The organism is Flavobacterium soyae, assembly GCF_021245985.1.
GTDB classification, from domain to species: domain Bacteria; phylum Bacteroidota; class Bacteroidia; order Flavobacteriales; family Flavobacteriaceae; genus Flavobacterium; species Flavobacterium soyae.
In genome coordinates, this window is record NZ_JAJQXA010000014.1 from 1 (window position 1) to 22299 (window position 22299).

Consider the following 22299-nt stretch of genomic DNA (forward strand, 5'->3'; position numbering starts at 1 on the left):
ATCTTTAAAGACTACTTTTGAAGCTATACACACACCGCAATTTAATCAAATTGCAAGAATTAGGAAAGCGAAAGCTTTCCTTTTTTTATGCCACAAAAAAAGCTGCCTCACTTTTGAGACAGCCTCTAAACTTTTTTAGATCAAATTTATTTATTGAATTATTAAACTAGCAACTTGAATTAATTAACCAAAACAATCACAAAATCAATAAAAAGTGCAATAAAAAATAATTCTTGTTTGTATATATTCGCATCCTCAATTGGGCAAATGAAAATTTATAAATTAATTATTATTTTAGGTTTTACAGGTTCTATTTTATCAGCACAGAATCTAAAAAAAACAGATCAGCAAACGCTGACCTGGATTCGTTATTATAATATTCTTCCTTTAACCGAAAAATGGGCTTTACATTCTGAATTTGATAACCGTAGTTTTGTGAATCCAATTCATCAAAATTTATTTGTTATACGATTACAAGGTCGATACCGAGCCGCAAAAACTATTGATTTGGGTGGTGGTTTTGCTTACTTCAACGTAAATACGCAGGACCCGAACGCTGATCCCGATTTTTCGATTCCTGAATATCGCATACAGCAAGATATTACTTTCATCAACGATATTGCAAAAATTACTTTTCATAATCGATTTCAGCTTGAAGAACGTTTTATACAGAAAGCGACAAGAACAGAACTTCTTGATAATTTTTCCTTTGCATACCGGTTTCGTTATAGGTTACAATCGACTTTTGATCTTTGGAAAAAGGAAAAACAAAGCTTAAAAGGAACAATTTCTGATGAAATTTTATTGAATTACGGAAAAGATAATAAACGAAATACATTTGATCAAAATCGTCTTTACGCTGCACTTCGCTATCATATTAATTCTAATATCGGCTTAGAATTAGGTTATCTAAAAAGTTTTCAAAGACGTGCCAGCGGTGTAGATTTTTATGACCGTGATATTATCCGATTTACTTTTTATCATAAGATTGATAGATTTTAGATTTTAGATTTTAGATTTTAGATTTTAGATTTTAGATTTTAGATTTTAGATTTTAGATTTTAGATTTTAGATTTTAGATTTTAGATTTTAGATTTTAGATTTTAGATTTTAGATTTTAGAAAAAAATCCTAAATCAAATTTCATTTGATTTAGGATTTTTTTCTATTCTATGTTCCTTTTGAACCTTTGTCTCTTTGCTTCTTTGTCTCTTTGCTTCTTTGCTTCTTTGCTTCTTTTGAGCCTCTGAACCTTCAAAAAAAACTATTCTCGCTGCCTTCTCTTCCCTCCTTTTTCAGATCCTGTGAAGTTTCCGATTTTATAAGCCATGGAAAACATTACATAACGCCTTAAAACGGTATTTTCTTCATCACGGATTGCTGTTGCAGAAATCGTTCGTGTCGCACTTAAATTTTGATTTAAAACATCATAAACTTTTACTTTTGCATACAGCTTTTTATCTAAAAATCCGTACGACAAACTAGTGTTCCATAAATAAAAATCTTTTTTGAAATCGCCAGAAATATTTGAATTATAGGTATATCCAAAATCATTTCCGAAGATTAAATTTTCCGGCCAGTACGTTGTCGTCTGCAAATTGATTCTGTGAACCACATTTGAAGTGGCATCTCGTGAATAATTTTCATATTTCGACTGATTGTATGATAAATTATAAGATGGTGCAATTGTTAATATTTCTCCGTAATCATAGGACAAATAAACTTTTGGTGTTATCGAAGTCGATTTTGCATTATATAAAACGGCATTTGTAAATCCTTTGTCAAAAGAATAGCCCGCGTTTAATCCTAAACCGTATCTTAAAGTATGCGCTCCGCCTTTTACCGACTGATTCCAGTTTGCGCCAATAGAGGCATTGTAAACGCCTGAAATATTTACGTAAGTTGTATTTCTTTTTCCGCTTTCGTCATATATAGAAGTCGACACAATATCATTATCATAATAATCTCCTTTTAAATATAAACTGTAACCAGAACGTGAACGGAAATCATAATTTTTGAAATTGAAATTTACACTGCTTTTTTCTATCGGATGTAAATTAGGATTTCCAACAATTGTATTCAGCGGGTTATTAAGGTTCACAACTGGCATTAACTGCGTTGCAGACGGCAATGCGTTTGAATAATCATATTTAAATGATAAATTTTTAGAACGCGTAAACTTGTATCTAAATAAGGCCGTCGCAAATGGCAATGCATATTTTTTACTTAAATCTGTTGCATTATTTAAATACAACGAATGATTATCAAAATTTACGATAGAAGTTCGGCTGTCAAGATTTAATGTAAACTTATTTTTTTGCAGTGTAACCCCAACTTTTGGTGTAACAGAATTTTGCATGGAGCTTGTATAATTAGTTAGAGACAAATTTAGATCACTATATTCCTGTGTATCAGTATTAAAATTAAAAGTCTTTTCATCATTTACACTAGTATTCCAATCAAAATCAGATCCAAATCTAACTCTTAAAGAATCAGTTATTGGTTCTGTATATTCAATATCTGCAGAATAGGCATCGCTGCTGTTTTTCTTTTTTGTCGTTTGATTTCTTTCATCATTTGGCTGATTGTCCTGATAAAAAATCGTTTCAGACAGATTCAAACCATTAGAATCCGTACTTGTATTATTATTGGTAAATACAAAGCTTAGATTTCGAGATTTCTTTTGAAAGGTTTTATTAAAGTTAATTGTGTTACCAAAATTAAGGTTATCACTTTCAGAATACGATTTAGAATTACTTTCGTTTAATGCATTTCCGTTTTCATCTTCAGAGAAACTTGATGAAGTCGAATTACTGTTTGTTCGCGATTGATTCAGTTTTGGTGCCACAACAATTCGCATACTTGGATTAATTTTATATTCTAATTCAAAATTTACATTATTTCCGGTACTTTCGTTTCTTGTTTTAGAATCGGCTTCGGTAATAATATTTCCAGTTGGTAAAAAACTAAGCTGATTTGATTTGCTGTCATTATTATTAATCGTATTCGAAAAATTATAACTTCCCATTGCCAGCAGGTCTTTTGTCCAGTCGTCAGAATAGTTAAGCCCGACTAGATTTGACTGTGTAATTCCCTTTCCGCTTCCGCCGGAATTTGAGCTGCCGCTTTTACTATTTCTTCCGCCCCCCATATTATCAAAAACATCATCCATAGAAAATCCGGTTGAATTGATATTATTTGAAGAAGCCAGCAGACTTATTTTTTGTTTATTATTAAAATAATTCAGGTTAACATTGGCTTCATAGCGGTCATTTGTACCGTAACCGCCCATTATTTTTCCAAAATAACCTTTGTTTTTCTTTTCATCAATAGTAATATTAATACTCGAAAAATCTGAAGTTGATTCCTGCTTTGCCAGTTCTTCTTTTTTGGTTTTAAAATCAGAAACCTGAATCTTTTTTATAATATCTGCAGGTAAATTTTTAATGGCAATAGCTCCGTCTTTATCAAAAAAGGTTTTTCCGTTTACTAAAACCTGATTAACCTCTCGCCCATTTACGGTAATTTTTCCATCATTATCGACATCAAATCCGGGTAATTGTTTCAATAAGGTTTCTACATTAGAATCTGGACGGACTTTATAAGACCCTGCATTAAATTCTAAAGTATCTTTCTTGATTGTTATGGGCGCAGCTTCAGTTTTTATAACCACATCATTTAAGGCGTTTACATTTTCAAGCATGTATATTTTACCAAAATCTTTACTTTCTGTAAGTCCTTTATATTCTTCAAAATAGGTTTGATATCCCATATAACTTACCTTCAAAAACACAGGTTTGTCATATTTTTTTATATCCATTCGAAAAACACCATTTTTATCTGTGGTGGCATATTCAATAACAGTAGAATCTTTAATTGTGGTAAAATAAACCGTTGCCATTTCCAGCGGTAATTGGGTATTTACATCTAAAATTGCTCCTCTAATAGTAATATCATTCTGTGCATGGGCGGTTAAGACGAAAAGGAATAAAACCGATAAAGATGAATAAATCTTAGTCATAAAAAAATTGGTTAGTTAGATGGTTAGATTACAAAAAAGCTAAAAGGTTTAATTGTAGTTTTTACATTTATTCATATAACGTGTCTTTTCTGCAGTTATTAAGATAACTAAAAATACGCCTAGGTTTTTATTTTAAAACATAAAATACTGGTTATCAAAAATTTAAACCCCATAAAAAAGGGTAAAACTGCCCTTTTAAAAACAGTATTTAGCCTTACTTCTATTTCATCAAAATACAAAAACTTTGCGACTACAATAAAAGGAGAATTCAGAAAATCCTAAAACAGAGTATGACAGAAAAGTCGAAAACTGATAAGAGTAGGCAACTTAAAAACCCATTACCATGAAAAATATTTTTAAAGGTTCCTTAAGAGGATATGTATGTGAAGATTGTCTTGAGGCCGTATCTGAAGTAGAAATTTTAATTTACCATCCATACAGAAATGTTGATTCTACTGCAAATACAGCCTCTAGTGCAAAAGAAACATTCCGTTTTGTTTCAAAAGAAGAGGCAAAACAAAGAGCAGAATTACTTGCTTACAAAGCAAAAACAGATGCAGAAGGTAATTTTCAAATTGAAGTCGATGAAAAACATACAGACGCAAGCTTCGATATTGATTTTGTCTGCGGCTCAGTTCCGCCAAAACATCCAAAACCAAAAAGAGATGAAATAGTGCAGCTGCATATTACGACTTTTTCGATGCGTTTAGAACTTGAAAAACAAGCGAAAGATGAAAGATACAGATGGGAATATGCGATTGCTTATAAATGGTGGTGTTATATTCGCGGTCACTTTTTTGATGCGTGGGTTATCTGCGGACATTTAATGAACTGCCAAACCAATAAGCCAATCGCTAATGCGAAAGTTACGGCAATGGATGCCGATTTTTTAACCGATGATAATTTAGGAACGGCAACAACAGATTCAAACGGGCATTTTAGAATCGATTATACTTCGGCCGATTTTAAAAAGACATTTTTATCGCCCTGGATAAATATAGAAACTGATCCAAGTTTCCTTTCTTTTCAAAGCGGACCAGATGTTTATTTTAAAGCTGAATTAGGCGGCACAAAATTAGTTGATGAAACTAAAGCTGATGCACGCAAAAATGTTGGTTTTTGTTTGTGTGTAAATTTATGTTCTGATGTAAATGTTGTAGATCCTAATGATCCGAATTTCCCAAGTGCATGGACTGGAATTGGATCTAAATTCAGCTCTTCTTATGGAACAAGTGCGCCAGATTTTGACGCAGAAGGTTACGCCAGTTCTGATAAAAATGTATTGTATTCAACAATAAAACTGACTGGACAAGCCGCTTTGAAATCAGCCGCCGGAAATCCGATTGAATATCGTTTTTCCGTAAGTGATGCTACTCTTCCAAACGACGATATTAATAACCCTCCTTTAGCAGGTTTTACTAAAATAGTAGGCCTATATCCTAATTTATTTGTTCCTGGCGTTGTTTCTAAATTAATTCGAAAAGTTTATTCTCCTATCCATAATCAGATTTCAGTGGTTAGTGATCAATCTGATTTTGATGCTGAAGGCTGGTTCGATGTCAACCATGCAATTGAAAGAGCATTAGTAAGTGTTGGTTTTACTCCTGCTGATTTGATATTATATAATATTATTGAAGAAGATACATTAATCTCAATGAATACAGCTGCGTTAACGATAGCTCCGGATGTTCCGAACATTTTTAGCGCAGGACAGCCTATTCCTCCAGCAAATGAAATCCCTGTCGAAAAATTTGCCATCCGTTTTGAGATTAGAGAAGTAATCAATAAAGCTGCAAATCAGTTTGGTGTTATAGATGGCGGAAAAATATTGAATTCGGTCATTATGAATAATAACCCGATTTACAGAAGACTTGCAATTAAAGAGCTTGAAGAAACTACTCTTTGTACGCCAATTAACGGTACCGTACACGCAAAATATACTTTGTACCATCCGTATCTGGCATCTGGTCGTTTACACCTAAATAGTAACAGTCTTAGTATAGACCGAGATGTTACCGATGGTATAATAAATACAACATTAGTTAAAAGAATAAACGACAATTCTGCACTCAACGCTCCACCGCTTGATAATTTGGTACGTTGTACTTACGCTTTAAAATTGTATTCTTCAACCAGAAAACACAACGGAGAAAATGGTGATTCTGACGGAGGTACACCACTAGAGCAAATTTTCTTCTATGATGAGAATCAGATATAAGGTTTAATTTGATTTAAAAATAAAAAAGCAACATTTCATAATTTGAAATGTTGCTTTTTTTTTGATTTCCAAAAAGGATTTTTTATTTCTCTCTGATATAAATATCGATTGGAACTCCTGCGAAATCCCAGTTATCACGAATTTTATTCTCCAAATATCTTTTGTATGGTTCTTTAACATATTGCGGCATATTAGCAAAAAACACGAATTGAGGCGTTTGTGTTGGCAATTGCATACAATATTTAATTTTTACATATTTTCCTTTTGTCGCCGGCGGCGGATAAGCTTCGATTACTTTCAACATATATTCGTTGAATTTTGAAGTTGCAATCCTTTGCTTTCTGTTTTCAAAAACCTGAACTGTAGCTTCTAAAGCTTTCAATAAACGCTGTTTTGTTAAAGCCGAAACAAATAAAATTGGCACATCTGTAAAAGGCATTAATTCTTTACGGATTTTCTCTTCGTAATCACGGCTAGACATGGTATCTTTTTCTACCAAATCCCATTTATTAACCAGGATCACAACACCTTTACGGTTTTTTTCTGCAAGCCAAAAAATACTTTGATCCTGTCCTTCAAAACCACGAGTTGCGTCAATTACTAAGATACAAACATCAGCATGCTCAATTGCCCTTACAGAACGCATTACGGAGTAAAACTCTAAATCTTCTTTAACTTTTGCTTTACGACGAATTCCAGCAGTATCAACCAAATTGAATTCAAAACCAAAACGGTCAAATTTTGTATCAATTGCATCACGGGTAGTTCCTGCAATATCGGTTACAATATAGCGATCCTGACCAATTAAAGCATTGATAAAACTAGATTTTCCTGCATTAGGACGTCCTACAACAGCAAAACGAGGTAATTCTTCCGTAACCTGAACTGGTTCTTTTTCAGGAAATACATCAATTAAAGCATCTAATAAATCTCCCGTTCCGCTTCCTGAAATACTTGCAAAAGTAAAATAATCCCCTAAACCAAGATTATAAAACTCAATCGCATCTTTCTCACGCATTGCGTTATCTACTTTGTTTACAGCCAATAAAACTGGTTTCGTTACTTTGCGAAGTAACTTTGCAACCGTTTCGTCCATTGGTGTAATACCTTCTTCTACATCAACTACAAAAATAATAACATCTGCTTCGTCGATAGCAAGCTCAACTTGTTTACGGATTTCACCTTCAAATACGTCATCAGATCCGCGAACGTATCCACCGGTATCAATGACAGAAAACTCTTTTCCGTTCCACTCGCTTTTACCATAGTTTCTATCACGGGTAACCCCAGATACTGAATCTACAATAGCTTCTCTTCTCTGTATCAGCCTATTAAAAAGGGTTGATTTCCCTACATTAGGTCTTCCTACTATCGCAACAATGTTATTCATTTTTTTGAATTTTAGATTTTAGATTTCAGATTTTAGATTCTGTTTTTGACAAAATCATATTAAATCGTAAATCCAAAATGCTGTCTTTAAATTTTTTGCAAAGGTAGTTAAAAAAAGTTGCTGAGATGCTAAGTTTCTAAGTACCTAAGTTTTTATTGTTTTTTGTATAATTTTCAAGAGCTATTTCCCGCTGTTCCTTCCAATCTTTTGTGCCGAACCCCGGCACAAAAGGATTTTCCCTCTCATCGGGGCTAGGGCACCTTGGTTTCAAGAACTTTTCGGTTATCGATTAAACAAATCAACGATTAACCGATTAAACAAAAACTACTGATTATAACCAAATCGTTTCAGCATATTAGCGTTACTTCTCCAGTTTTTGTTCACTTTTACATAAAGCTCGATGTGAATTTGTTTTCCGAAGAATTTCTCTAAATCAACGCGGGCGTCCATTCCAACTTTCTTTAGCGCCGCACCTTTATGACCAATGATGATTCCTTTTTGTGTATCGCGTTCCACCATAATTACAGAACGGATTCTGATAATATTATCGTCTTCATGGAATTCTTCTGTTACAATTTCAACTGCATACGGAATTTCTTTACTGTAATTCAATAAGATTTTTTCACGAATGGTTTCGTTTACAAAGAAGCGTTCCGGTTTGTCTGTTAATTGATCTTTAGGATAATAAGCTGGTGATTCTGGCAATAATTCGATAATTCGGCCAAAAACTTCCGGAACATTAAAGTTCTGCAGAGCCGAGATTGGGAAAATTTCTGCATTTGGCAGCTTTTCTTTCCAAAAAGCAACCTGCTCTTCTAATTGTTCCTGATTTGAATTGTCTATTTTATTCAATAATAGTAAAACCGGGATTTTAGCATAAAAGATTTTATTAAAGAAATCTTCATCTTTTAAGTTCTGTTCTCCTATTTCGACCATGTAAATTAAAACATCAGCATCTTCAAAAGCCGATTTTACGAAGTTCATCATCGACTCCTGCATTTCATAAGCCGGTTTTATAATTCCGGGAGTATCTGAAAGTACCATTTGAAAATCTTCTCCATTTACAATTCCTAGAATTCTATGGCGTGTTGTTTGTGCTTTTGATGTAATGATGGATAATCTTTCTCCAACAAAGGCATTCATTAGTGTCGATTTTCCAACATTTGGATTCCCGATTATGTTTACAAAACCTGCTTTATGTGACATTTGCATAATATTTAATTTTACTGCGTACAGTTCGACCTATCGGTCTCGAGTGCAAAGGTAGTCATATCAACTCAATACAGAAAATAAAACATTTTTTAAAGTTTTCGTTGGATTTCACAAAAATCGGCGTATCTTTGCACCCGAAACATCGCGGGATAGAGCAGTAGGCAGCTCGTCGGGCTCATAACCCGAAGGTCACAGGTTCGAGTCCTGTTCCCGCTACTAAGACAAAAAGCTTCAGATTTCTCTGGAGCTTTTTTGTTTTATACTTTTTTGCAAAACTGCAATTACCTTGATTTAGATTGCGGATGCGAAGTCAGGAGACATTCGCACAGCATTCCAATGAGAACTCTTTGGGGAGCAGGGCAGGTTTGGCTATTACAAAATTGATGGAATGCACTTCGCTTCCATATCATGAAGATATAGTTGAATTTAATCGTTCTCTGTTTCCTAAAATCCTAAGAAAATTTAAAAGTTTATATCATAAAAAAACACAGTAAAAACAAGCATTTTGGTTACTGTGTTTAATTTTTATTAAAAAAATGAACGTTGTTCAAAAAAAATACATACATTTGCAAAAGAATAAATCAATTATGAGTGTAGCAGATAGAAAAGCAAGAGAAAAAGAAGCATTAAAGAATCTAATTCTAAAAGGAGCGAAAAAACTTTTTATAGAAAAAGGAATCGAACAAACTACCATTAGAAACATAGCTGATGAAATTGATTATAGTATAGGTACTGTTTATGTGTATTTTAAAGATAAAAATGCAATTTTACATGATTTGCATTCTATAGGTTTTCAAGAACTGGGGGGGTACTTTCAGGAATTGTTTAGTGTTGAAGATCCAATGGAACGATTGAGGAAAATGGGTTTTATGTATATAAAATTCGCCCTGGAAAATTCTGAAATGTATGATTTGATGTTTAACCTTAAAGCACCAATGGAATTCTTGGAAAACTCTGATAATGAAAATTGGGATGAAGGCGTAACAACATTTAGCCTGGTAAAAAAAACAGTTGAAGAATGTATTAACAAAGGTCATTTCAAAGGTCATAACGTAGAGCCTCTTTCATTTATGGTTTGGAGTTTGGTGCATGGTATGTGCTGTCTTGAAATTCGACAAAGAACCAAAGGTGTTAAATTCACTAACCCTGATACTATCTTATTTGATGGATATAATGAATATTTAAAAATAATAGAGAAACTTTAATTTTTTTTTGCTTAAAAAAATGAACAATGTTCAATTAATAAACAATGTATATAATGAAAAATGTAACAACACTGGTAATGATTTGTCTTGGATATCTAGGATATTCACAAAGCAAGCTCGACAATTATATCCAAATTGGATTAACCACTAACGAAGTTATCAAACAGCATAACTTTGACATTAACAAGAGTGTATATGCCCTAAAAGAAGCTCGTTCCCTATTTTATCCAACAGTTTCTTTAAATGCTAATTATACAAAAGCTGAGGGAGGAAGAACAATAGACATTCCTATGGGGGATTTGTTAAACCCAGTTTACAATACCTTAAATCAAATCACAAATTCCAACGCCTTTCCGACCTTACAAAATCAGTCAGTTCTAATAAATCCTGATAATTTTTACGATGCCAAAATTCATACAACAATGCCATTGCTAAATTTTGAAATCATCTATAACAAGAGAATTAAGATGCAGCAAAGTTCCTTACAAAAAATAGAACTCGAAATTTACAAAAGAGAGTTAGTAAAAGAAATAAAAATTGCTTACTACAAGTACCTGCAATCAATTGAGGGAGTTAAAATTTATCAGGATGCTTTAAAATTGGTAAAGGAAAATCAAAGAGTTAATCAATCCCTGTTTAAAAATGACAAAATAAACCGTACAGCAGTTCTGCGAAGTGATAATGAAGTAATTCGTATAGAGGCTAACCTCGAAACTGCGAAGCAAGTAAACAATAATGCTAAGTCATATTTTAATTTTTTGCTCAATCAGAAGCTTGATACCGAAATAGAAGTTGATTCTGAAATAGAAGTTGATTCTGAAAATGAATTGCTTCCTAATGTAATGGCCAATGAAAATACCCAAAACAGGGAAGAACTTTCACAATTAAGCTTATTTAAAGAGCTTAATGGCAATGTAGGTAAGTTAACACAATCTTATTGGTTTCCGAAATTAAGTGGTTTTGCGGATTTAGGCTTTCAGGATTTTGATTTTGAAGTCAATAAACAATCAAGGTATTACTTTGCCGGGCTTGGGTTGGAATGGAACATTTTTTCAGGGAACAAAAACAAGTATAAGCTTCGACAAGTTGAAGAAGACACCAAGAAAATAAGTTCTCAAATAGATAATGTAAAACAACAGTTATTACTTCAATTTCAGGTTTCACAAAACAACCTGAAATCTGCACTGGAACAATTCAACGCCGATAAAAATCAGAAAGCATCTGCCAAAAAGTATAATGAGGACATAACTAAATTATATAAAGAAGGCCAAGCTATCTACATCGAACTTTTAGATGCACAAAATCAATGGGTAAATGCCCAACTAAATACTAATATATCTCTTTATAATTCCTGGATTGCCTTTGCTGAATTAGAGAGAGCCAATGCCGCTTTTACTTTAAAATAAATTTAAAAACATAATAATTATGAAATCAAGGATTCACAAACACCGAAAAAATAATTTTATACTTGTGAGTAAAAAATCAATAGCAATATGCCTTTTAGCCTTCCCTATTTTTTATGCCTGTAAAGAAGAAAAAAAAGAGCATGACACATTAGAAACTGCTGATGTTATTTCAATTAAAACAGCAACTGTAAAATCTTTGGTACTTACAAGTGATATAAGTGCTTCAGGTTTGGTAACAACAGAAAACGAAGCTAATTACGCTTTTAAAATTGGTGGAGTTGTTAGTCATATTTTTGTAGAAGAAGGGCAATTTTTCAAAAAAGGACAGCTTTTAGCAACTTTAGATGAAACTGAAATTAGTGCAGGGTTAAATCAAACCGATCTGAATGTAAAAAAATACGAACGTGATTATACACGTGCCTACAACCTTTATAAAGATAGTGTCTACACGCTAGAACAATTACAAAATACGAAAACAGGGCTTGACATTGCTAAAAAGCAGAAAGATGCTGTAGCTTTCAATGCTCGTTACGCAAAAATATTCGCAACCGCCGATGGTTTTGTGGCAAGAAAAATAGCTAACGTAGGAGAAATTGTTGGTGCAGGTTCTCCAGTTCTAGCGATAAATGAAACAACCCAAAACAATAATTATTTGCTAAAAATTGGATTGACAGACCAAGAATGGGCATCTGTAAAAATCGGACAGAAAGCAATCGTCAAACTTGATAGCTACCCTGAAAAGCCATTTGAAGCATCCGTTTTCCGAAAATCACAATCTGCTGATGCAGCCTTAGGGTCTTTTCAGGTAGAATTGAAACTCAAAATGGGAAATATCAAGCCAGCTGTAGGTATGTTTGGGAAAGCAGACATACAAACTGAGAACGCACAAGATTTTATCGTTATCCCTTATAATTCACTTATCGAAGCAGATGGAAACAAGGCCTTTGTATTTATCGTAGAAAATAACAAGGTAAAAAGACAGCCTGTTACAATAAATAAATTTGAAAATAACAGGGTATTTATAAAAAATGGACTCCGAAAAACTGACCAAATAGTTATTTCTAATAGTGCTTATTTAAACGAACAATCAACTATCAAAATAATTAAATAACAACGTCATGAAGATAACAAACTTTTCAGTTAAGAATTATCAGTTTACACTGATTCTCGCTCTTTTAATTGCTGTAGTAGGGGTTCTTACCTTATTCACGATGCCTAGAGCAGAAGATCCCGGAACGCATCCGCCACAATATTTGATTACGGTTATTTATCCTGGTACGAGTCCAAAAGATATGGAGGAACAAGTCGTAAAGCCTATTGAAAATAAGATTTACGGATTAGAAAATATCGAAAAAATACTAACTACTGTAGAAGATGGTGTTGCTGCTTTTCAGGTAAAATTTAAATACGGAGTTGATGTTGATAATAAATATCAGGAAATCTCTACCGAAATGAATGCCTTAAAAAGCAGTGAATTACCAAAAGATATTTATCAGATCAAAACGGAGAAAATTTCGTCTTCGGATGTAAAAATTCTTCAGGTAGCTTTGGTTTCCGAGAGTGCATCTGACAAAAAACTGCGAGATGAAGCGGATAAACTAAAGACAAAAATTGAAAAAATAACCAATCTTAAAGATGTAAAATATGCTGGAATTCCTGAACAGGAAATCCGAGTGGATTTGAATTTGGAAAAATTGGCACAATTAAAAATTCCATTGAATATAGTAATGGGAAGTTTACAAAGTGAAGCTGCTGATATTCCTGGTGGAAGTATTGATTTGGATACCAAAGTATTTAATGTAAAAACAAGTGGTAAATTCAAAAACGCAGATGATGTTGCCAATACAGTTGTTTACAATGCCAATGGAAAAATCATCTATATGAAAGATGTAGCCGAAGTGAGTTACAAATCTGAAGTAGTAAATCATATTACAAGAATTAATGGACACCGATGTGTTTTGGTTACAGCCGGAATGAAGGACAATGTAAACATTAGTGATGTTCAGAAAGAATATTTACCAATAGTTGATGAATTTTCTAAAGATTTACCTGCTAACATCAAACTAATAAAAAACTTTGACCAGGCCGATATGGTATCAAAACGTTTGGGACATTTAGGTTTTGATTTTGGATTAGCTATTCTTCTGGTTGTTATCACATTAGTACCGTTAGGTTCCAGAGCATCCCTTATTGTTATGATTTCCATTCCTTTATCATTGGCTTTAGGATTAATTGCAATGAATGCTTTAGGGTATTCCTTAAACCAATTAAGTATTGTTGGATTGGTGGTTGCTTTAGGATTGCTGGTTGATGATAGCATTGTTGTTGTAGAAAATATCGAACGCTGGCTCCGTGAAGGGCATTCTAAAATGGATGCCGTTTTAAAAGGTACAAAACAAATTGGTGTTGCTGTTGTAGGTACTACGGCTACTTTGGTCATAGCCTTTATACCACTGGCTTTTCTTCCTGACATGGCTGGTGAATTCATCAGAAGTTTGCCTATGGCGGTAATCACGAGTGTATTGGCTTCTATGCTTGTGGCTTTAACATTGGTTCCGTTTTTGGGAAGTCGATTCTTAAAAACACATGAACATGAAGGAGGAAATATATTTCTTCAGTATTTGCAAAAATTCCTTACCAGTTCATACAAAAATATTATGCCTAAAGCACTGAAATTTCCAAAAACTACGATTGCCATTTCAATATTTTTAAGTGTTATCGCTTTTGGACTGTTTTCTGTAGCTGGATTTAAGTTATTCCCAACTTCGGAAAAGCCAATGTTTTTAATCAACATAAAAATGCCGCTTCAAGCCAATATTTCGGAAAGTGACAGGGTAACAAAAATTGTTGAAACTGAGTTGAAAAACCATAAAGAAATTGTATACTTCACCTCAAATGTGGGAAAAGGAAATCCGCAGATTTACTACAACGTACATCCTCAGGACAGAAAATCTGATTTTGCTCAAATTTTCGTGCAATTGGAAGACGAAGCAAAACCTTCAGATAAAACTATTCTTATACAAGAATTGCGCGAAAAATTTAAAACGATGCCCTATGCTAAAGTAGAAGTAAAAGATTTTGAACAAGGAACACCTCTGGAAGCCAATATAGTTGTGCGATTATTTGGCGAAGACCAGGAAATTTTACGCAAGCTTTCTTCTCAAGTGGAGACTATTTTAAGAAATCAAGAAGGAACAGTATATATCAACAACGAGTTAAATACTTATAAAACAGATGTTAAAGTAAAAATTAATAAAGAAAAAGCAAGAACATTGGGTGTACTAACAAGCGAAATTGACAAAGTAATTCGCTTTGCCGTTGCTGGTTTAACAGTTGGAGATTATATAGATAACCGAGGTGATGCCAGAAACGTTACTATTACTTTACCTAGGGATAAGTTTTCTAATCTTGATGCACTAAAAAATTTATATGTAAATAATGTTCAGGGAACACCAATTGCACTAAATCAAATTGCAACAATATCTTTTGAAACAGCACCAACAGCAATAAACCACTTTAACAAATCACGCTTTTCAAAAGTCAGTGCCATGACAAAAGATGGTTATTTAGCAAATAACCTGCTGGTAGATATTATACCTAAATTGGATAAACTTAAAATGCCAAAAGGTTATTATTACAAACTATCTGGAGAAAAAGAATCAGAAGGTGATGCATTAGGAGGTAATTTTCTTGCTGTAATTATATTGAGTACGTTTTTATTCATCGCTGTTTTATTACTGCAATTCAAAACATTTAAAGGAATCATCATCGTACTATCCATCATTCCATTAGGAGTTCTTGGAGGTGTATTATTTTTAATAGCATCAGGAAACCCAATGTCATTGGTTTCTATTATCGGTTTCATTGGATTGTCCGGAATTCAAGTCAAAAACTCCCTTCTTCTAGTCGATTTTACAAATCAATTAAGACAAGAAGGAAAGTCCATTGATGAAGCAATTGCTATTGCTGGTGAAACTCGTTTTCTACCGGTAGTTTTAACATCAGTTACCGCAATCTGTGGTTTGATTCCTTTAGCCTTGAATTCCAATCCTCAAATATCTCCATTGGCTATTGTATTGATTGGTGGACTGATAAGTTCAACAATTCTGGCAAGAATTGTAACACCGGTAATGTATAAATTGATTCCTCCTAAACTAGATGAGATATAAAAATGAATATTATCTATTATAATATTAAAGACGATTTGATTGTCAATAAATTAAGGGAGACAATTAAGTCCAAAATAGAGAAAATATATTGGATGGAAACTCTAGTTCTAATAGAGCCTGAGAAATCACACTTTAAAAATGTTGCTTATCTTTTATACAGCTTTTTTAAAGAACACAAGTTAGACATTGAGGACTTTGTTTACATCTACAATTTTTCAGGGATTGATGAAAACAATTGGTTTTGCCAAATACTGAAGAAAAGAGGTTTAAAAAGAGTTAGCTCGAATTTTAAATAAAGAAATATAATGAGAAAGTATTCAATATTGTTTTTACTAATCATGACAATGATTGCGAAATCAACTGGACAAACAAATAATTTAATTAATAACAATTCACTAAAAACTAAAATTATGGATTTTAAAAATGTTAAAACACAATCAATTAATATTAAAGGGACAGATTTTTTTTATCGTAAACTTGGCGAAGATAAACCAGGCTTACCAATAATTTTTCTAAATCACTTATCTGCTACAATGGATGATTGTGACCCCAAAATTATAAATGGCCTGGCTTCAGAACATCCAATCATTTGCTTTGACAATCGAGGTATAGGTTCTACAGGAGGTACAACTCCAAAAACCGTTGCAGAAATGGCTACAGATGCAATAGCTTTTATTAAAGCACTCGGTTATCAAAAAGTTGATCTTTTCGGATTTTCATTGGGTGGTTTCATCTCACAGGAAATTTTACTTCGAGAGCCACAACTTGTAAGCAAAGTAATCCTTGCTGGTACTGGGCCTGCTGGTGGTGAGGCTATCAGTAAAATGTCAAAAGTGGTATTCTCCGATGTATTCAAAGGAATTTTTACATTGAGAAATGAAAAATTCTATTTATTCTTCAAAGGGAATGCTAATGGTCAAAAAGCCGCCAAAAGTTATCTTGGACGCTTAAAAGAAAGGAAAGAGAACAGAGGAGAAAAATTAAAAATGAAGCACTTGATGTTTCAACTCGATGCAATAAAAGACTGGGGCTTGCAAACACCTCAAGACTTATCTGTTATAAATCATCCTGTACTAATAGTAAATGGTGAAGACGATAAAATGGTTCCTATTAGTAATTCATACGAATTAAAAAAACGAATTAAAAATTCCGAAATAATTGTTTATAAAGATTCTGGACATGGCGGAATATTCCAAAATAACGAAGATTTTGTAAAAAGAGCATTAGAATTCATAGCGAAATAAGATAGAAAACAGAAGACTTCAATTACTTCAAAGTTTTATTAGCAAACCATTTTTAGAAAGTCCGGTGAGACAAGTCATAATAACATTAACCAGACGATCATCAACGAGTGTAGTCGTATTATAATCTAAATACGTAAAAAAGATTAGTTTTAAAGACAATCATTCAGCCTATGCTAATATAGCATATTTTAAATATTAAACGATCAAATTATTATTCAGCATAATTTAGATAGTGGATTCTTCGGAATATTCAGTAAATGTCGCAAATCTTCTACAAAAAAGTTCAACATTTGTCCTTCCGAGGCTGCTAAAAGAAAAGCTTCAGAGAAATCTGGAGCTTTTTTGTTTTGTTAAATTTATTATAAGACTGCTGCTGTCCGCCACCTAACCTCATTTAACATAAAGAATCTTATTTAACAAAAATATCTTGAATTTAGAAATTAAATACTAAATTAGCTACATATCTTCCTCGCCGTTAAACATTTGTGTATTTATAGTTTGATTAAAAAACATAATCTTGTCGAGTTTAAATGCTAATAGATGAACAAAATAATACCCGTTTAATTACATTTATTGACACCGAAATTGAACCATCAAAAGGCAAAATCCTTGATATAGGTGCAATTAAAGAAAACGGTAATCAATTCCATAAAGCATCTTTAGGAGATTTTGTCCAGTTCCTCAAAGGTGACGATTATGTATGCGGGCACAACATTTTAAATCACGATATAAAATATATAGGTAAAGCAATTTATGATGCTGGTATTAATTCTTCTAACATAATTGATACTTTACATTTATCTCCTTTGTTATTTCCAACTAAGCCTTACCATGCCTTATTAAAAGATGATAAACTTCAGACGGAAGACACAAACAATCCGTTAAACGATTCTATTAAAGCACGAGATTTATTCAATAGTGAAATCGCTGCTTTTTGGCAGATTGATAAAACACTTAAAGAAATTTTTTATCTCCTCTTAAGTGAGAAAAAAGAGTTTGGAGCTTTTTTTCGGTTAGTAAAATACAAGAATATAAACCCTGATGCAGAAGTACAGATTAGATTAAAATTCCGCAGTGAGATTTGTGAACACTCAGATTTAACCAAAATAATAGCTGAAAATCCTATCGAATTGGCGTATTGCCTGTCACTGATTAATTCATTTATAATCCATAGAAAGGTTCATTCCATTACGCCCCCATGGGTTCTTAAAAACTACCCCGAAGTAGAACGTATAATGTTATTATTACGGAGTAAACCTTGTATAACCGGCTGTATTTATTGCAACAACGCGCTTGATATCTACAAAGGATTAAAAAAATTCTTTGGCTTTGATGCCTACCGAACTTATGGTGGTGAACCGCTTCAGGAAAAAGCCGTTAAGGCCGCCGTTAACAATAAGTCGGTACTGGCAGTTTTCCCAACTGGCGGTGGAAAATCAATAACATTTCAGGTTCCGGCACTTATGAGTGCTGAAAACTCTAAAGGATTAACCATCGTAATTTCTCCGCTTCAGTCGTTAATGAAAGATCAGGTCGACAACCTTGAAAAAAATGGAATAACAGAAGCTGTTACTATTAATGGACTTTTAGATCCTATTGAAAGAGCCAAATCATTTGAAAGAATTGAAGATGGCTCTGCCTCTATTTTGTATATTTCACCTGAGTCTATACGTTCAAAGACTATCGAAAAGCTAATTTTAGGCCGGAAAGTTGCACGTATTGTGATTGATGAAGCACACTGCTTTTCATCATGGGGACAAGATTTCAGGGTCGACTATTTATATATTGGTGATTTTATAAAGTTAATTCAGGAAAAGAAAAACCTTGAAGACTGCATACCTGTATCCTGCTTTACCGCAACAGCCAAACAAAAGGTAATTGAAGATATCCGGGATTATTTTCGTGAAAAACTATCGCTGGATCTTGAAGTATTCACTTCAAAAGCGTCAAGGTCTAATCTTCAGTACAAGGTTTTTGAAAAGCAAAATGAAGATGAAAAATATTTGACCACCAGAGATTTAATAGAGGAGAAAAACTGTCCTACAATTATCTATGTATCCAGAACACTCAAAGCGTATAAACTTGCCGAGCAGCTGGCAAAAGACGGTTTTAATGCAAAACCATACCATGGCAAAATGGATAAAAAGGAGAAGACCGAGAATCAGGATTCCTTTTTAAATGGCAAAACACAAATTATGGTGGCCACTTCCGCATTTGGTATGGGAGTAGACAAGAAAGATGTAGGCTTGGTTATTCATTATGAAATTTCAGATTCACTTGAAAACTATGTGCAGGAAGCTGGGCGTGCTGGCAGGGATGAAAATATTTCGGCTGATTGTTTTGTGCTGTTTAACGAAGAAGACCTCAGCAAGCACTTTATTCTGCTGAACCAGACCAAACTTTCCATTAAGGAAATCCAGCAGGTATGGAAAGCGATAAAGGATATTACAAGATTTCGTTCTAAAGTATCTAATTCCGCGTTAGAAATCGCCCGTAAGGCAGGTTGGGACGATAATGTTGTAGAAATAGAAACGCGTGTAACTACCGCAATTGCTGCCCTTGAAGATGCGGGGTATTTAAAATGCGGACAGAATATGCCTAGGGTGTTTGCTAATAGTATTTTATCTAAAAATACCCAAGAAGCCATCGATAAAATAAACACTTCGGGAAGATTTGAAGAAAAGCAAAAAGAACAAGGTGTACGTATCATAAAGAAGCTGTTTTCAAGTAAAAGCAGAAAGCAGACCAACAACGAAACTCCAGAATCAAGGGTAGACTATATTAGCGATCATTTGGGTATTATAAAGGAAGAAGTCATTAATGTAATAAACTTGCTGCGTGAAGAAAATATTCTGGCAGATGCCAAGGATTTGACTGCATTTATAAAGAATACAGATAATAAAAACCGCTCTCTTGCCATAGTAGAGTCATACAGCAAAATTGAAAACTTTTTACTCTCAGTTTTCAAAGAAGAAGAAAGTATTTTTCATTTGAAAGAATTAAACGAGAATGCAGAAAAAGATAGCTGTGATGGTGTAAACACCAATAAACTAAAAACGATAATTAACTTTTGGTCTATTAAAAACTGGATTAAAAGAAAGAACTTAGACCATTCTAAAAACCATATTGCCGTACTCTGTCTTCAAACTAAAGAACAATTAAAAGATAAACTTGAAAAACGCCATGAGTTAGCAGCATTTATCGTTAATTTTTTTTATGATAAAACAATCACCGAAGCGATAAAAGGCCAGGCAGATAAAGAGGAGATTTTGGTGGAGTTTTCAGTACATGAACTAAAGACGGTTTATGATAATAGCTTCAGCCTATTCAAAAGAGAAATAAGCATCGACGACATTGAAGATACATTATTCTATCTTTCGCGAATTGAGGCAATAAAGATAGAAGGTGGTTTTCTTGTAGTTTATAACAGCTTAACGATTGAGCGAACAGAACAAGATAATAAAAAAAGATATACTAAAGACGATTATCAAAAGCTAAACCAGTTTTACGAAAGCAAAGTCCAACAAATCCACATTGTGGGCGAATATGCCCAAAGAATGATTATGGATTATAAGAATGCACTTCAGTTTGTAGAAGATTATTTCCACCTTAATTACAGCTCTTTCTTAAACAAATATTTTAATGGCAGTGATAGACAGAATGAAATTAAACGGAATATTACCCCTGCAAAATTCAGACAGTTATTTGGGGAACTTTCACCTACACAATTAAAAATTATAAAAGATAACGAAACACAACACATAGTTGTTGCTGCTGGTCCCGGCAGTGGAAAAACAAAGGTATTAGTCCATAAACTGGCTTCACTCTTGTTAATGGAAGATGTTAAGCATGAGCAGCTACTAATGCTGACATTTTCACGAGCTGCTGCTATCGAATTTAAAAAACGTTTATTAAAACTAATTGGTAATGCAGCAAACTTTATTGAAATTAAAACATTTCATTCTTACTGTTTTGATCTTTTGGGTAAGGTGGGTACTTTAGAAAAATCGACGGATATTTTAAACACTACGGTTGAAAGAATTAAAAACGGTGATGTTGAGGCTAATAAAATTACAAAGACTGTTTTAGTAATTGACGAAGCTCAGGATATGAATGCAGATGAATTCGCCCTTATAAACGCATTGATGAATCAGAATGAAGAAATGAGGGTTATTGCTGTGGGAGATGATGACCAAAATATTTATGAGTTTAGAGGAGCAAGTTCTAAATATCTGGAACAGTTTATTTATGATAACAACGCCGTAAAACATGAGTTAGTCGAAAATTACCGCAGTAAAAGTAATCTGGTTGCATTTTCGAATCAATTTGTCCAACAAATCCAACACCGTCTAAAAGAAACACCCATCATTGCTAATCAAACCGATAATGGAAAAATCAAGGTTGTTAGGTATCAAAGCAGCAATCTGATTACACCTCTTGTAACTGATATAGTTAACGCAGATCTTTCCGGAACTACGTGCGTACTCACAAAAACTAACGAAGAGGCTGTAAAAGTTGCTGGGTTGCTTTTAAAGGCTGGCATAAACGCAAAACTAATACAATCTAATGATGATTTTAGTTTATATAATCTTATTGAAGTTCGATTTTTAATCGATAAAGTAAATGTTGGAGCTGATATTTACACAATCAGTGATGAAGTTTGGGACAATGCTAAAAAAGAACTAATTAACACCTTCTGTAACAGCAACAAATTAGAGATTTGCCAGAACATCATCAAAGATTTTGAAACCACTAATCCTAATAGAAAGTACAAATCCGATTTAGAAGTTTTAATCCGGGAATCTAAATTGGAGGATTTTTATAATGAAAATGGCGAAACAATTTTTGTGTCAACCATTCATAAAGCCAAAGGAAGAGAGTTTGATAATGTCTTTCTTTTACTTGAGAATTTTAATACTGCTGCTGATGAAGCCAAGCGACAATTATATGTAGCGATGACCAGAGCTAAACGTAATCTAAATGTCCACCTAAATGCAAACTATCTCAATCATTTGGCAGCAGAAAATCTTGAACAAATAAATGATTTTGAAGTTTACACTATACCTGATAAAATTGCGATACATGCCACTTTCAAAGATATTTGGTTAGACTATTTTATTAACAGACAGATTTTAGTTTCTGGACTTACGTGTGGAGAAATGCTACATGTTGTGGGTTATGAATGCTTAAATTCAAGCGGACAATCTGTATTGAAATTCTCAAAACTATTCATTGAGAAAATTGAAATAATGAAGTCGAGACATTATGAATTAAAAAGTGCGAAGGTGAATTTTATACTGTATTGGCTTAAAGAAGGAGCATCGCAGGAAATCAAAATAATCTTGCCTGAGCTTTATTTTGAAATTATTGAGCATAAGTAAAAGTTAGACATTTGTTTTGTAGGAAAGAAGATCAATCAGTTCCTTCGATATTCA

Annotated in this window: 11 protein-coding genes and 1 tRNA gene; 9 read left to right on the forward strand and 3 right to left on the reverse strand. The window is 33.4% G+C overall.

Annotated elements, in window-relative coordinates:
* Positions 1-267: 267 nt before the first annotated feature.
* Positions 268-1002, forward strand: coding sequence for a DUF2490 domain-containing protein (locus tag LUU93_RS16740; RefSeq protein WP_232682316.1), 735 nt, complete (start codon positions 268-270; stop codon positions 1000-1002).
* Between the two features lie 261 nt (positions 1003-1263).
* Here LUU93_RS16740 and LUU93_RS16745 read toward each other — a convergent pair whose 3' ends face one another.
* Positions 1264-4020, reverse strand: coding sequence for an outer membrane beta-barrel protein (locus LUU93_RS16745; protein WP_232682317.1), 2757 nt, complete (start codon positions 4018-4020; stop codon positions 1264-1266).
* Between the two features lie 343 nt (positions 4021-4363).
* Between LUU93_RS16745 and LUU93_RS16750 the strand changes: the two genes are divergently transcribed.
* A complete protein-coding gene (locus LUU93_RS16750) occupies positions 4364-6238 on the forward strand; it encodes a transthyretin-like family protein (RefSeq protein WP_232682318.1) in 1875 nt (624 codons plus the stop codon).
* A gap of 82 nt (positions 6239-6320) precedes the next feature.
* Here the strand turns inward: LUU93_RS16750 and der are convergent, their stop codons facing one another.
* Positions 6321-7628 (reverse strand): ribosome biogenesis GTPase Der, encoded by a 1308-nt coding sequence (gene der, locus LUU93_RS16755; protein WP_232682319.1) that lies wholly within the window; start codon positions 7626-7628, stop codon positions 6321-6323.
* A gap of 324 nt (positions 7629-7952) precedes the next feature.
* Positions 7953-8834, reverse strand: a complete 882-nt coding sequence (era, locus tag LUU93_RS16760) for a GTPase Era (protein ID WP_232682320.1) — start codon at positions 8832-8834, stop codon at positions 7953-7955.
* A 149-nt stretch (positions 8835-8983) separates the two neighbouring features.
* On the opposite strand from era, the gene LUU93_RS16765 reads away from it, so the two are divergent.
* The 7 genes from LUU93_RS16765 to LUU93_RS16795 all read left to right on the forward strand — a co-directional run bounded on the left by LUU93_RS16765 (position 8984) and on the right by LUU93_RS16795 (position 22245).
* A tRNA-Met gene (locus LUU93_RS16765) sits at positions 8984-9056 on the forward strand.
* Between the two features lie 320 nt (positions 9057-9376).
* Positions 9377-10045, forward strand: a complete 669-nt coding sequence (locus LUU93_RS16770; RefSeq protein ID WP_232682321.1) for a TetR/AcrR family transcriptional regulator — start codon at positions 9377-9379, stop codon at positions 10043-10045.
* Between the two features lie 53 nt (positions 10046-10098).
* Positions 10099-11451: a TolC family protein gene (locus LUU93_RS16775; RefSeq protein ID WP_232682322.1), complete on the forward strand. Its 1353-nt coding sequence runs from the start codon at positions 10099-10101 to the stop codon at positions 11449-11451.
* 19 nt (positions 11452-11470) lie between these two features.
* Positions 11471-12562 carry an efflux RND transporter periplasmic adaptor subunit gene (locus LUU93_RS16780; RefSeq protein WP_232682323.1) on the forward strand — a complete coding sequence of 364 codons (1092 nt, stop codon included), beginning with the start codon at positions 11471-11473 and terminating at the stop codon, positions 12560-12562.
* Between the two features lie 7 nt (positions 12563-12569).
* Complete coding sequence (locus tag LUU93_RS16785; RefSeq protein WP_232682324.1) at positions 12570-15620, forward strand: efflux RND transporter permease subunit; 3051 nt, start codon at positions 12570-12572, stop codon at positions 15618-15620.
* 305 nt (positions 15621-15925) lie between these two features.
* A complete protein-coding gene (locus LUU93_RS16790; RefSeq protein WP_232682325.1) occupies positions 15926-16864 on the forward strand; it encodes an alpha/beta fold hydrolase in 939 nt (312 codons plus the stop codon).
* Positions 16865-17394: 530 nt separating this feature from the next.
* The gene (locus LUU93_RS16795) at positions 17395-22245 is read left to right on the forward strand and encodes a RecQ family ATP-dependent DNA helicase (RefSeq protein WP_232682326.1); all 4851 of its coding nucleotides are present in this window, start codon (positions 17395-17397) and stop codon (positions 22243-22245) included.
* Positions 22246-22299: the final 54 nt, after the last annotated feature.

Bases quoted from the DNA above. Each gene is read 5' to 3' on its own strand.
- LUU93_RS16740 (WP_232682316.1), top strand. From the start codon at position 268: ATGAAAATTTATAAATTAATTATTATTTTAGGTTTTACAGGTTCTATT.
- LUU93_RS16745 (WP_232682317.1), bottom strand. From the start codon at position 4,020: ATGACTAAGATTTATTCATCTTTATCGGTTTTATTCCTTTTCGTCTTA.
- LUU93_RS16750 (WP_232682318.1), top strand. From the start codon at position 4,364: ATGAAAAATATTTTTAAAGGTTCCTTAAGAGGATATGTATGTGAAGAT.
- der (WP_232682319.1), bottom strand. From the start codon at position 7,628: ATGAATAACATTGTTGCGATAGTAGGAAGACCTAATGTAGGGAAATCA.
- era (WP_232682320.1), bottom strand. From the start codon at position 8,834: ATGTCACATAAAGCAGGTTTTGTAAACATAATCGGGAATCCAAATGTT.
- LUU93_RS16770 (WP_232682321.1), top strand. From the start codon at position 9,377: ATGAACGTTGTTCAAAAAAAATACATACATTTGCAAAAGAATAAATCA.
- LUU93_RS16775 (WP_232682322.1), top strand. From the start codon at position 10,099: ATGAAAAATGTAACAACACTGGTAATGATTTGTCTTGGATATCTAGGA.
- LUU93_RS16780 (WP_232682323.1), top strand. From the start codon at position 11,471: ATGAAATCAAGGATTCACAAACACCGAAAAAATAATTTTATACTTGTG.
- LUU93_RS16785 (WP_232682324.1), top strand. From the start codon at position 12,570: ATGAAGATAACAAACTTTTCAGTTAAGAATTATCAGTTTACACTGATT.
- LUU93_RS16790 (WP_232682325.1), top strand. From the start codon at position 15,926: ATGAGAAAGTATTCAATATTGTTTTTACTAATCATGACAATGATTGCG.
- LUU93_RS16795 (WP_232682326.1), top strand. From the start codon at position 17,395: ATGCTAATAGATGAACAAAATAATACCCGTTTAATTACATTTATTGAC.